Annotated in this window: 9 protein-coding genes and 1 tRNA gene; 4 read left to right on the plus strand and 6 right to left on the minus strand. The window is 70.0% G+C overall.

Going from position 1 to position 12,119, the window contains the following annotated elements; translation table 11 throughout:
* Positions 1-66: 66 nt before the first annotated feature.
* Together OIB37_RS10005 and OIB37_RS10010 are read left to right on the plus strand one after the other, a co-directional pair.
* Positions 67-139 (plus strand) — tRNA-Leu (locus OIB37_RS10005).
* A gap of 103 nt (positions 140-242) precedes the next feature.
* On the plus strand, positions 243-1,004 hold the full coding sequence (locus tag OIB37_RS10010) for a helix-turn-helix domain-containing protein (protein ID WP_330457194.1): 762 nt from the start codon (positions 243-245) through the stop codon (positions 1,002-1,004).
* Positions 1,005-1,010: 6 nt separating this feature from the next.
* On the opposite strand, the gene pyk is transcribed toward OIB37_RS10010, so the two are convergent.
* The 6 genes from pyk to OIB37_RS10040 all read right to left on the minus strand — a co-directional run bounded on the left by pyk (position 1,011) and on the right by OIB37_RS10040 (position 9,901).
* Positions 1,011-2,447, minus strand: coding sequence for a pyruvate kinase (gene pyk, locus OIB37_RS10015; RefSeq protein WP_330457195.1), 1,437 nt, complete (start codon positions 2,445-2,447; stop codon positions 1,011-1,013).
* 217 nt (positions 2,448-2,664) lie between these two features.
* Positions 2,665-3,369: an SIMPL domain-containing protein gene (locus OIB37_RS10020; RefSeq protein ID WP_330457196.1), complete on the minus strand. Its 705-nt coding sequence runs from the start codon at positions 3,367-3,369 to the stop codon at positions 2,665-2,667.
* Between the two features lie 177 nt (positions 3,370-3,546).
* Positions 3,547-4,965, minus strand: coding sequence for a lysine N(6)-hydroxylase/L-ornithine N(5)-oxygenase family protein (locus tag OIB37_RS10025; protein ID WP_330457197.1), 1,419 nt, complete (start codon positions 4,963-4,965; stop codon positions 3,547-3,549).
* Complete coding sequence (locus tag OIB37_RS10030) at positions 4,962-6,320, minus strand: pyridoxal phosphate-dependent decarboxylase family protein (protein WP_330457198.1); 1,359 nt, start codon at positions 6,318-6,320, stop codon at positions 4,962-4,964. The genes OIB37_RS10025 and OIB37_RS10030 overlap by 4 nt, the downstream gene beginning before the upstream one ends.
* Positions 6,321-6,834: 514 nt before the next feature.
* Complete coding sequence (gene pepN / locus OIB37_RS10035; RefSeq protein WP_330457199.1) at positions 6,835-9,324, minus strand: aminopeptidase N; 2,490 nt, start codon at positions 9,322-9,324, stop codon at positions 6,835-6,837.
* A 226-nt stretch (positions 9,325-9,550) separates the two neighbouring features.
* Positions 9,551-9,901, minus strand: a complete 351-nt coding sequence (locus tag OIB37_RS10040) for a chorismate mutase (RefSeq protein ID WP_330457200.1) — start codon at positions 9,899-9,901, stop codon at positions 9,551-9,553.
* A 115-nt stretch (positions 9,902-10,016) separates the two neighbouring features.
* Between OIB37_RS10040 and OIB37_RS10045 the strand changes: the two genes are divergently transcribed.
* Together OIB37_RS10045 and OIB37_RS10050 are read left to right on the plus strand one after the other, a co-directional pair.
* Complete coding sequence (locus OIB37_RS10045) at positions 10,017-10,931, plus strand: hypothetical protein (RefSeq protein WP_330457201.1); 915 nt, start codon at positions 10,017-10,019, stop codon at positions 10,929-10,931.
* 228 nt (positions 10,932-11,159) lie between these two features.
* The gene (locus OIB37_RS10050; RefSeq protein WP_330457202.1) at positions 11,160-12,080 is read left to right on the plus strand and encodes a rhomboid family intramembrane serine protease; all 921 of its coding nucleotides are present in this window, start codon (positions 11,160-11,162) and stop codon (positions 12,078-12,080) included.
* The last annotated feature ends 39 nt before the right edge of the window (positions 12,081-12,119 follow it).

A 12,119-nucleotide genomic window follows, 5' to 3' on the forward strand; every position in this document is an offset into this window, starting at 1 on the left:
AGAGCCTACCTAGCTGCGGTAAAGTGGGGGCACGGCGGGTGACCGCCAACCTTCATTTTACAGGAAGCCCCGGTAGTCCAGCGGAAGAGACACGGTGCTCAAACCACCGACAGCGTGGGTTCGAATCCCACCCGGGGCACTTTTCCTTCGATTCCAAGGTCACGATTAAGCGGATGTGCACGTTCTCGTGAACATCCGCTTAATGCTGCGTGTCGCCGCGATCACTCTCACAGAGTGGCCGCATGTACGACATCAGTACACGTAAACGAGCGCTGGCACTGGTCGCCCAGGGGCGCAGTCTGAACTCCGTCAGCAAGGAGACGGGAATCTCCCGGAGCGCAATCCGCTCCTGGCAAACCCGCATCAGTCCGCTGCCGCGCATGCAGCTCACGCCGTGCTCGATGTGCGGGCCGTCGGCCGAACCGCCTGCGGACAAGGCGTCATACAGCTACCTCCTCGGCCTCTACCTCGGTGACGGATGTATCAGCCCCGCGAAAGCCGGCTACTTCCTCCGCATCGCATGCGCCGATGCGTGGCCCGGCCTCATCGATGCCTGCGCCGCCGCGATCGAAGCCGTGAATTCCGGCAAGAAGGCCAGTCGGGTCCAAGCGGTCGGCTACACCTCTGTGGTCGGCTACAGCCGTCACTGGCCCTGCCTCTTCCCTCAGCACGGGCCTGGCAAGAAGCACACCCGCAACATCACGCTCAAACCCTGGCAGCGGGAAATCGTCGACGCTCATCCTTGGGAGTTCATCCGCGGCCTCATCCACTCCGACGGCTGCCGGATCACCAACTGGACGACCCGGATCATCGGTGGCGAGCGCAAGCGCTACGAATACCCGCGCTACTTCTTCACCAACCTGTCGGTGGACATCACGGGACTCTTCACCAGTGCACTGGACAGGGTCCACGTCGAATGGAAGCACGCGAACCGCCGGAACATCTCCGTCGCCCGCAAAGCCTCCGTAGCCCTCATGGACGCCCACGTAGGCCCCAAATACTGACCCCCGCTACTTCGGGCTGTCGTCCTCGCCGACGTGATGGACGCGGACCATGTTCGTGGCGCCGGACACCCCTGGAGGGGAGCCTGCCGTGATCACGACGGCGTCACCCCTCTCGCAGCGGCCGTAGCGGAGCAGCAGTTCGTCCACCTGGTCGACCATCGCGTCCGTGGAGTCCACGTGGGGTCCCAGGAACGTTTCGACACCCCAGGTGAGGCTGAGCCGGGAGCGGGTGGCCTGCTCGGGGGTGAAGGCGAGGAGGGGGATCGGGGAGCGGTAGCGGGAGAGGCGGCGGGCGGTGTCGCCGGACTGGGTGAAGGCGACGAGGAACTTCGCGCCGAGGAAGTCGCCCATCTCGGCGGCGGCTCTGGCGACGGCGCCGCCCTGGGTGCGGGGTTTGTTGCGGTCGGTCAGTGGGGGGAGGCCTTTGGTGAGGATGTCTTCCTCGGCTGCTGTGACGATCTTCGACATGGTGCGGACGGTTTCGACGGGGTGTTTGCCGACGCTGGTCTCGCCGGAGAGCATCACGGCGTCGGTGCCGTCGATGACGGCGTTGGCGACGTCGGAGGCTTCGGCGCGGGTGGGGCGGGAGTTGTCGATCATCGAGTCGAGCATTTGGGTGGCGACGATGACGGGTTTGGCGTTGCGTTTGGCGAGTTTGATGGCGCGTTTTTGGACGATGGGGACTTGTTCGAGGGGCATTTCCACGCCGAGGTCGCCGCGGGCGATCATGATGCCGTCGAAGGCTGCGACGATGTCGTCGATGTTGTCGACGGCCTGGGGTTTTTCGATTTTGGCGATGACGGGGAGGCGTCGGCCTTGTTCGTCCATGATGCGGTGGACGGGGGTGATGTCGTTTCCGCTGCGGACGAAGGAGAGGGCGATGGTGTCGAAGCCGGTGTGCAGGGCCCAGCGGAGGTCGTCCTCGTCTTTGGTGGAGAGGGCGGGGACGGAGACGGCGGCGCCGGGGAGGTTGAGGCCTTTGTGGTCGGAGACGATGCCGCCTTCGATGACGCGGGTGCGGATGCGGGGGCCGTCGATGGTGGTGACTTCGAGGCAGACTTTGCCGTCGTCGACGAGGATGCGTTCGCCTGGGGTGACGTCGGCGGCGAGGCCGGCGTAGGTGGTGCCGCATTGGTGGCGGTCGCCTTGGGCGCCGTCTTCGACGGTGATGGTGAAGGTGTCTGCGGGTTCAAGGAGTACGGGGCCTTCGGTGAAGCGGCCGAGGCGGATCTTCGGGCCTTGAAGGTCGGCGAGGATTCCGACGCTGCGGCCGGTTTCGTCGGCGGCTTTGCGTACGCGCTGGTACCGCTCCTCGTGTTCGGCGTGGGTGCCGTGGCTGAGGTTGAAGCGGGCGACGTCCATTCCGGCTTCGACGAGTGCTTTGATCTGGTCGTACGTGTCGGTGGCGGGTCCCAGTGTGCAGACGATTTTCGCTCGGCGCATGTTTTGAGCCTAGGCCTTACCGGTGGGTAGAGAATCCGGGCCGGGTGGCTGCTCAAGGTCCTTTAGGTAAAGGCTTGTTGACAAGTGTTGAATTGTGCGGCGGCCCGCTCCTTTGAGCGATTTTCGGCTCGGCTTTCGGTCGGCTTTCGGCTTCGCTCTCGGCTCGGCTTTCGGCTCGGCTTTCGGCTCGGTTTCCGGCTCTGCGGGGGTGGTGTGGTCACAGGTTCGGGGGTCGCATGGTGAATCGCGCGCTGACCTGTGCGCTCACGCGCAGGCGCGGGGGTTCGAGGTCGAGGGGTTCGGCGGGGCCTCCGGGTTCGGCGGGGCCGTTCAGGGGGGCCCGGCGAGCGGCGCGTCCGTAGGCCGCGTGGGCCGGGCGGCCGGGTTCTGTTCCGGTGTCGGTGAGTTCGATGAGTGCGGCGATCGTGGTGCCCAGGGATTCGGCGTATTCGCGGGCTCGCTGGAGGGCGTCGGCGACGGCGCGTTGCCGGGCCTGGGTGTGTATGGGTGAGCCGGGGCGCAGGGACCACCAGGGGCCGTCGACGCGGGTGAGTTCCTGGTCGGCGAGGCGGGTGGTGAGTTCGCCGAGGGCGGTGAAGTCGGTGAGTTCGGCGCTGAGGTGGACGTGGCCGAGGTAGGCGCGGACGCGTTCGCCGCGGCCGTGTTCGGAGAGTTCCGGGGTGAGGGTGAGGGTGCCGGTGGACACGTGGGTGACGGCCTGGTCGTAGGACTTGATCAGGTCGAGGGCGGTGGTGTTGCGGCGGGTGAGGTCGTCGAGGGTGGTGCGGCGGTCGCGGCCGCGGGCGGTGACGGTGACGCTGATTCGTGCGAGTTCGGGTTCGGCGTCGAGTTCGGCGTGGCCGCGGGTGGTGAGGAGGGGGGCGTCGGGGGTGCCGTGGGCGGGGGTCGGCGCGGTTGTCATGCGCGTCACTCTGCCATGGGGTCGGTGGGCTCGGTGCTGTCTGTGGGGGGGGCGGTTCGGGCGGGGGCCGTAAGGGGTGCGGGGGTTGCGGGCGGCGGTGCGTGGGGGGCTGTCCGGTAGGGGCTTGGTGGGGTCCGGCACCGCCGTCTTCGTGTTTTTCGTTGTTCTGGGTGTGTGTCACCTGCTGTCGGTGAGTGGGGTGAGTTGTCTGGCTTGGCGGGCTTCGGGGACTCGGGGGGTGGGTTGTTGGAGTCCGAAGGTGGTGAAGGCGGTTCGGGTGGGGAGGGGGTAGGGCTCGTTTCCGGTGAGGGTGTTGAGGATGGTGGCGCTGCGCCAGGCGGCGAGGCCGAGGTCGGGGGCGCCGACGCCGTGGGTGTGGAGTTCGGCGTTCTGGACGTAGATGTTGCAGCCGGTGCTGGTGATGGTGGGGTCGAGGACGAGTCGGAACTCTTCGTCGATGCGGGGGCGTTCGCTGTTGTCGCGGCGGAGGTAGGGGTCGAGTCCGGCGAGGAGTGGGCCGAAGGGGCGTTGGTGGTGGCCGGTGGCGAGGACGACGGCGTCGGTGGTGAGGCGGGAGCGGCTGCCTTGCTGGAGGTGTTCGAGGTGGAGTTCGACTTTGGTGGTGGCGAGGCGGCCTGCGGTGCGGACGCGGACGCCGGGGGTGAGGACGGCGTCGGGCCAGCCGCCGTGGAGGGTGCGGCGGTAGAGCTCGTCGTGGATGGCGGCGAGGGTGCGGGCGTCGATGCCTTTGTGCAGTTGCCACTGGGCGGTGATGAGGCGGTCGCGGACGGGTTCGGTGAGGGCGTGGAAGTAGCGGGTGTGGTCGGGGGTGAAGTGTTCGAGGCCGAGTTTGGAGTACTCCATGGGGGCGAAGGCGGTGGTGCGGCCGATCCAGTGGAGTTTTTCCTGGCCGGCGGGGCGGTGGCGGAGCAGGTCGAGGAAGATCTCGGCGCCGGATTGTCCTGAGCCGACGACGGTGACGTGGTCGGCGGTGAGGAGGGTGGTGCGGTGGTCGAGGTAGTCGGTGGCGTGGATGACGGGGACGCCGGGGGTGTCGGCGAGGGGTTTGAGGGGTTCGGGGATGTGGGGGGTGGTGCCGATGCCGAGGGCGATGTTGCGGGTGTAGGTGCGGCCGAGGGCTGTGGCTTCGCCGTCGGTGTCGAGTTGGGTGTAGTCGACTTCGAAGAGGGTGCGTTCGGGGTTCCAGCGGATGGCGTCGACCTGGTGGTGGAAGCGGAGGGCGGGGAGGTGGTGGGAGACCCAGCGGCAGTAGGCGTCGTATTCGGCGCGTTGGATGTGGAGGTGTTCGGCGAAGTAGAAGGGGAAGAGGCGTTCGCGGGTTTTGAGGTAGTTGAGGAAGCTCCAGGGGTTGGTGGGGTCGGCGAGGGTGACGAGGTCGGCGAGGAAGGGGACTTGGATGGTGGCGCCGTCGATGAGGAGGCCGGGGTGCCAGTGGAAGTCGGGGCGTTGTTCGTAGAAGACGGTGTCGAGGGTGAGGGGGTGGGCGAGGGCGGCGAGGGAGAGGTTGCAGGGGCCGATGCCGATGCCGACGAGGTCGCGGGGGGTGTCGGGCTGGTGGTGTGGGGGGTGGGTCATGCGGGGGTGTGTCCTTCGACGAGTTCGAGCAGGTGTGCGAGGTCGTCCGGTCGGGTGTGGGGGTTGAGGAGGGTGGCTTTGAGCCAGAGGCGGTCGTCGAGCCGGGCTCGGCCGAGGACGGCTCGGCCGTTGTGGAGGAGTGTGCGGCGTATCGCGGCGACGGTGGTGTCGTCGGCGCCGGTGGGCCGGAAGAGGACGGTGGTGAGGGTGGGTTCGCGGTAGAGCTCGAGGCGGGGGTGGTTCTGGACGAGGGTGGCGAGGTGGTGGGCGTGGGCGCAGATCTGGTCGATGAGGGTGGTGAGGCCGTTGCGGCCGAGGGTTTTGAGGGTGACGGCGATCTTGAGGACGTCGGGTCGGCGGGTGGTGCGTAGGGAGCGGTGGAGGAGGTCGGGGAGGCCTGCTTCGGTGTCGTCGTCGGCGTTGAGGTAGTCGGCGCGTTGGTGCAGGGCGGTGAGTTCGTGGGGGTGGGCGACGGCGAGGAGGCCGGCGGCGACGGGTTGCCAGCCGATTTTGTGCAGGTCGAGGGTGACGGTGTGGGCGGCTTGGAGTCCGGCGAGGTGGTGGCGGTGGTCGTTGCTGAGGGCGAGGCTTCCGCCGTAGGCGGCGTCGATGTGCAGGCGGGCGTGGTGGGTGGCGCAGACGGCGGCGATCTGGGGCAGGGGGTCGATGAGTCCGGCGTCGGTGGTGCCTGCGGTGGCGGCGACGAGGTGGGGGCCGGGGTGTGTGGTGAGGGCGGTGTCGAGGGTGGTGGGGTCGAGGGTGCCGTCGGGGGTGGGGAGGATGACGGGGTCGGGGAGGCCGAGGAGCCAGGCGGCGCGGGGCAGGGAGTGGTGGGCGTTGGCGCCGCAGACGAGTCGGAGGGTGGCGTTGTGGGTTTCGCGGGCGAGGAGCAGGGCGAGTTGATTGGACTCGGTGCCGCCGGTGGTGATGAGGGCGTCGGTGAGGCCGATCTCGTGGGCGAGGGCGCGGGTGACCTGGGTTTCGAGGGCGGAGGCGGCGGGGGCTTGGTCCCAGGAGTCGAGGGAGGGGTTGAGGGCGGCGGCGGCGAGGTCGGCGGCGGTGGCGACGGCGAGGGGTGGGCAGTGCAGGTGGGCGGCGCAGAGGGGGTGGGCGGGGTCTGCGGCGCCTTCGGCGAGGGCGTGGACGAGGGTGCGCAGGGCGTCGGGGTCGCCTTGGTCCGGCAGGAGTTCGCCGAGGGCTTGGGTGATGCGGGTGGTGACGGTTTCGGGTCCGCCGGCCGGCAGTGGTCCGCCTCGGGCGTGTGTGCCGGTGGTGAGTGCGTCGAGGACGGTGTCCAGCAGTGGTCGCAGTGCGTCGGGGCCGTGGGGTCCTGAGGCGAGGGGTGGCGTGCTCATGGGCTCTCCTCCGGGGGCGGGGGCTGGGTTCTGTCGTCGGTCTCCTGTTGTCTGCCCGGTGGGCGGGCTGGGCGGCGTCGGGTGGGTGCGTTCGGCGTGCCGGGCTTCGGCTCTCGTACTGGGTGTACGTGGGTCGGGGCCTGGTGCGGCGGGGGTGCGTGCGTGGCGTCGCGGGGCTGGGGGCGTCTCCCACGCCCTTGGGGCAGTGGGGGGAGGGTGTTCGACGGCGGGGCCCAGGGGTGTCCATGGGGTGTGCGACGGGTGCGGGGTGCGGGGTGCGCGGCTGTTCTTCTGCGGTGGTTTCTGCAGGTGCGGCGGTTTCCGTACGGGTGGTTCCCGCTTGTGGGGGAGGTGGCCGTGCGTCCGGACAGCCCAACGATCGGGACCCGAGGGGGGTACTGCCGTGCGGGGAAACCCGCTCGAAGGGGGCGGGGGGCGCGGCGAGGCCGGTCCGCCGTGGGGTGGGCGGACCGGCCTAGGGTGAGTTGAGCGGGTGGGTGGGGCGGGGTGGGTGTCAGGCGCCTCGTACGCGCAGGGCTCGTGCGAGGTCGTCGAGTTCGTCGCCGAGGGTGCGGCGCAGGGCGGGTACGGGGTCGGCGTCTTCGAGGCAGGCGTGGCCGAGGGCGAGGTGTTCGGTGTCGACGGCGTGGCGGGGGAAGGCCCAGCGGCCGGCGGCCATGGCGATGGCGGGGCCGCGGCGGGCGGCGACGGGGAGCGCGTCCTGGTAGTAGCGGGGTACGTATTCCCGTACGAGGTCGGCTTGTTCGGGTTGCCAGAAGCCCTTGGCGGTGGCGGCGAAGAGGTAGTTGGAGAGGTCGTCGCCGGCGAACATGGCGTTCCAGGCGGCGCGTTTGGCGTCGGGGTCGGGGAGGGCGGCGCGGCAGTGGGCGGCGCCTTCCTGGCCGCTGGCGGAGGGGTCGCGGGTGAGTTCGGCGGCGATGGCGGTTTCGTCGACGGCGCCGAGTACGGCGAGTCGGGCGAGGATGCGCCAGCGCAGTTCGGGGTCGAGTTCGGGGCCGCCGGGGACGGTGCCGTCGGTGAGCCAGGCGGCGATGGTGTCGGGGTGGGCGGCGACGTCGATGAAGTGCCGTACGGCGACCAGGCGCAGGCCGGGGTTGTCGCCGTCCTCGGTGCGGCGCATGAGGTCGCGGCAGAGGTCGCCGAGGGTGGTGAGGGCGGCGGGGCGGTCTTCGGGGGCGAGGTAGCGGTCGGCGATGTGGGTGGAGGCGAAGGCGAGGACGCCCTGGACGAGGGCGAGGTCGGTTTCCAGGGGGAGGTGGGCGCGGGCGGTGTCCAGGTAGGCGGCGGGCGGGAGTTCGCCGTCGCGGACGGCGTCCCTGAGGGCGTTCCAGATGACGGCGCGGGTGAGGGGGTCGGGCAGTGCGGAGAGCCCGGTGCGGATCGCTTCGAAGGAGTCGGTGTCGAAGCGGACCTTGGCGTAGGTGAGGTCGCCGTCGTTGAGCAGGAGGAGTGCGGGGCGTTTGCCGAGGGGTTGGGGGGTGGTCTGGGGGATGTCGAGGTCGATGCGTTCGCGCAGGGTGAGGCGGCCTTCGTCGGTGAGGTCGCGGTCGTAGAGGCCTGCGGTGACGCGGTGCGGGCGGCTGCCGGTGCGGTCGACGGTGAGGGTGCGGGTGCCGTCGGTGGTGTCGGTGGCGGTGATGACGGGGGTGAGGGTGTCGACGCCGGTGGTGCGCAGCCAGGCGTCGGCCCAGGCGTGGACGTCGCGTTCGGTGGCGGCGGCGAGGGAGTCGATGAAGTCGGCGAGGGTGGCGTTGGCGAACCGGTGGCGCTGGAAGTGGATGTTGATGCCGGCGAGGAAGTCCTTCTCGCCGAGCCAGGCGACGAGTTGGCGTAGGGCGGAGGCGCCCTTGGCGTAGGAGATGCCGTCGAAGTTGAGGAGGGCGGAGGCGGTGTCGTCGACGGCTTCGGGGGCGACGGGGTGGGTGGAGGGGCGCTGGTCGGCGTCGTAGCCCCAGGCCTTGCGGGTGACGCCGAACTCGACCCAGGGCTGGGTGAAGCGGGTGGCTTCGAGGGTGGTCTGGTAGCCCATGTACTCGGCGAAGGACTCGTTGAGCCAGATGTCGTCCCACCACTGGAGGGTGACGAGGTCGCCGAACCACATGTGGGCCATCTCGTGGGCGATGACCATGGCGCGGGTCTGGCGTTCGGTGTCGGTGACGGCGGAGCGGTAGACGAAGTCGTCGCGGAAGGTGACGAGGCCGGGGTTCTCCATGGCGCCGGCGTTGAACTCGGGGACGAACGCCTGGTCGTAGGAGTCGAAGGGGTAGGGCTCCTCGAACTTCTCGTGGTAGCGGTCGAAGCAGGCGCGGGTGATGTCGAGGATCTCGTCGGCGTCGGCATCGAGGTGGGGGGCCAGTGAGCGGCGGCAGTGGATGCCGAAGGGCAGGCCGCGGTGTTCGGTGGTGACGGAGTGCCAGGGGCCGGCGGCGACGGCGACGAGGTAGGTGGAGATGAGGGGGGTGGTGGCGGCGCGCCAGCGGCCCTGTCCGAGGTGTTCGGTGACGCCGTTGGCGAGGACGGTCCAGCCTTCGGGGGCGGTCACGGTGAGGTCGAAGACGGCCTTGAGGTCGGGCTGGTCGAAGGCGGCGAAGATGCGCTGGACGTCGTCCATGAACATCTGGGTGTAGACGTAGGTCTCGCCGTCGGTGGGGTCGGTGAAGCGGTGCATGCCTTCGCCGGTGCGGGAGTAGCGCATGGTGGCGTCGACGCGCAGTTCGTGTTCGCCGGGGTCGAGGTTCTTCAGCGGGAGGCGGCCGTCGTGGAGGTCGGCCGGGTCGAGGGGCTGTCCGTCGAGCGTGACGGTGCGCAGCTCGGCCGGCTTCAGCTCGACGAACGTGTCCCCGTCGGCCCGTGCGGTGAACCGGATCTCGGTGCGGGAGTCGAAGGTGTCGTCCCCGGTGGTGAGGTCGAGTTCGACGGAGTAGTGGTGGACGTCGAGGAGCTGTGCTCGGAGCTGCGCTTCGTCGCGCGTGAGTACGGACATGCGAGCCATGCTGCCTGATGGTGTGGGCAGCGGACAGGGGTGGCCCGGTACACGGCTTATGTCCGGTCCCGCGCGTTCTCGGGGCGGGTGGCCGGGCCGGTGGTCGGCCGGTGGCCGGGCCGGCCGCAGGGCCGATGTGGCGGGCCGGCCGTCGGGCTGGCCCCCGGGCCGGCCGTCGGGCCGGCCGTCGGGCCGATGTGGCGGGCCGATGTGGCGGGCCGGTGGGTCAGTCGGTCGGCGCGGGCTGTCCGTTGGCGGTGTCCTCGGCGATGCGCTCGTGGTGCCGGATCACCTCGGCGACGATGAAGTTCAGGAACTTCTCGGCGAAGGCGGGGTCGAGGCGGGCGCTTTCGGCGAGGTCGCGCAGGCGGGCGATCTGGCGGGCCTCGCGCGCGGGGTCGGCGGGCGGGAGCTGGTGGAGGGCCTTGAGGCGGCCGACCTGCTGGGTGGCCTTGAACCGTTCGGCCAGCATGTGGACGACGGCCGCGTCGATGTTGTCGATGCTCGCGCGCAGCCGCTCCAGCTCCTCGCGGACGGCGGGGTCGACGTCACCGGTACCGGTGTTGCTGAGGGTCATGGGCCTCAACCCTAAGGGGCGCGGCGCGTCCGGTTCACCAGGGCGGCGTCTTTCCCGGGCGGGCCGGGGCAGTCATAGAGTGGACGGGGACTCCGGCGTCTTTGGGGGTACGGGTGTGGCGAACGGCGGACCGGTCGAGCACGGCTACCCGCATCTGGAGACGGTGCAAGCCGCCGTCACGGCGCTGTACCGGCGGCTGTCGTACGACGTCGTGCGGACCTTCTCGACCAGTGTGGTCCCAGCCGATGTGGCGTTCTGCGACACGGACGACCTTCATCTGGGTGCGCAGCGGGTGGCCCGTGAGATCGTGGGGCACTTCCGGCTGCCGGACGCGCGGCTGATCGTCGGTTTCCGGGAGATGACCCATGCGGCGAACGTGGAACTGGCCGCGGGTCCCGAGTACTTCGTCGAGCTGAACGACCGGTTCCGTACGCATCGCGGGGACATCGGCGCGGCGCTGGCGCATGAGGTGGCCCATGTCTACCTGCACCGGCTGGGGCTGGCGTTCCCCACGACGGCGGAGAACGAGATCCTCACGGACACGGTGACGGCCTATCTCGGTGCGGGCTGGCTGTTGCTGGACGCCTACCGTGAGCACGGGGGCGCGTCGCAGAAGCTGGGCTATCTCACCCCGGAGGAGTTCGGGTACGTCCTCGCCAAGCGCTCCCTGTTCTTCGGTGAGGATCCTTCTGTGTGGTTCACCAGTCCGCAGGCCTACACGGCGTACGGCAAGGGCATGGACCGGGCCCGGCGGGACGGGCAGCAGCCTCCGCTGACGGCGGCGGGCTGGGCGGGGCGGCGCCGGTACGCCCACGACCGCCGGCGCGCCGCCGACTCCCCGGCGGGTTCCGCGTCCGGTTCCGCGGCCTCGGCGGCCGGTTCCGCCTATGCCTTCTCTTCCGGGCCCGGTGGCCTGCTGCGGGTCACCTTCCCCTGTCCCGTCTGCCACCAGCGGATCAGGGTGCCGGTGAAGGGGCGGGTCCGGGCGAGGTGCGCCCTGTGCCGGACCGTCCTGGAGTGCGACACCTAGGACCGTGACCGCGGACGCGGCGTGCACGGCCTGCACGGAATACGCGGCCGGCACGGGATGCACGGCCTGCACGGGATGCGCGGTCGGCACGGGGGCAGTGGTCGACACGGGGGCAGGTGGCCGGAGGCCCGCCTCTCCCTCCTGTCACCGGGGTTCGATATTTTGTTCGCCGCCGTCCCCCACCGGCTCACCCTGTCCCGTGTCTCGCAACATTCAGAGGAGCCGGCCGTGACCGCCGAGTCCGCCGTGACCACGTGTTTCCGTCATCCCAAGGTGGAGTCGCACGTCCGCTGCACCCGCTGTGACCGCTACATATGCCCCGACTGCATGCGTGAGGCCTCCGTCGGCCACCAGTGCGTGGAGTGCGTGAAGGAGGGGGCGCGGTCGATCCGGCAGGCGCGGACGGCGTTCGGGGGCCGGATCACGACACTGCCGCTGGTGACGTACGTCCTGGTCGGGCTGAACGTGCTCGCCTATCTGGCGCAGCTGGCCCGGCCGTCGGTCACGGACCGGTTCGCGATGCTGGGCGCGGGGCTCAAGGGCCCTGACGGCGGGCACTACTTGTGGCAGTACCCGTACGACCCGGTGCTGCGGCCCGAGGGCCTGGCGGGAGGCGAGTGGGAGCGGTTGCTGACCGGCGCGTTCCTGCACATGCCGCCGACCGAGGGCATCGGGGTGCTGCACATCGTGATGAACATGGCGTCGCTGCTGAGCATCGGCCGGGTGGTGGAGACGCAGTTGGGCCGCGTGCGCTATCTCGCGCTGTACCTGCTGTCGGCGCTCGGCGGTTCGGTCCTCGTGCTGCTGATCGCGCCGGACGAGCTGACGCTCGGCGCGTCCGGGGCCGTGTTCGGTCTGGGTGCCGCCTACTGGGTCATGGGGCGTCGGCTCGGGTACGACATGCGGGCGGTCAACCAGTACATGACGGGCCTGCTGTTGTGGCTGGTGATCTCGGCGTGGATGACGTCCTGGCAGGGGCACCTCGGCGGTCTGCTGGCGGGCGGGGTCGTCACGCTGGCCTACGCCTACGCGCCCCGGGACGGGCGCCGCACGCTGATCCAGGCGGGGGCCTGTGTGGCGCTGCTGGCGCTGTTGCTGGTCCTGGTCTGGGTGAAGGTGTCGGGTTTCACGGGCGGGGCCGTCGCGTAGAGCGTCGCGCGGGGCGGGCGTCCGGTCGGGGGTGTACGA

This window comes from Streptomyces sp. NBC_00820 (assembly GCF_036347055.1).
GTDB lineage: Bacteria > Actinomycetota > Actinomycetes > Streptomycetales > Streptomycetaceae > Streptomyces.

Coding starts and splice junctions, on each gene's coding strand:
- OIB37_RS10025 (WP_330457197.1), bottom strand. CDS start 4,965: ATGACCCACCCCCCACACCACCAGCCCGACACCCCCCGCGACCTCGTC.
- OIB37_RS10010 (WP_330457194.1), top strand. CDS start 243: ATGTACGACATCAGTACACGTAAACGAGCGCTGGCACTGGTCGCCCAG.
- pepN (WP_330457199.1), bottom strand. CDS start 9,324: ATGTCCGTACTCACGCGCGACGAAGCGCAGCTCCGAGCACAGCTCCTC.
- OIB37_RS10020 (WP_330457196.1), bottom strand. CDS start 3,369: ATGACAACCGCGCCGACCCCCGCCCACGGCACCCCCGACGCCCCCCTC.
- OIB37_RS10030 (WP_330457198.1), bottom strand. CDS start 6,320: ATGAGCACGCCACCCCTCGCCTCAGGACCCCACGGCCCCGACGCACTG.
- OIB37_RS10040 (WP_330457200.1), bottom strand. CDS start 9,901: ATGACCCTCAGCAACACCGGTACCGGTGACGTCGACCCCGCCGTCCGC.
- pyk (WP_330457195.1), bottom strand. CDS start 2,447: ATGCGCCGAGCGAAAATCGTCTGCACACTGGGACCCGCCACCGACACG.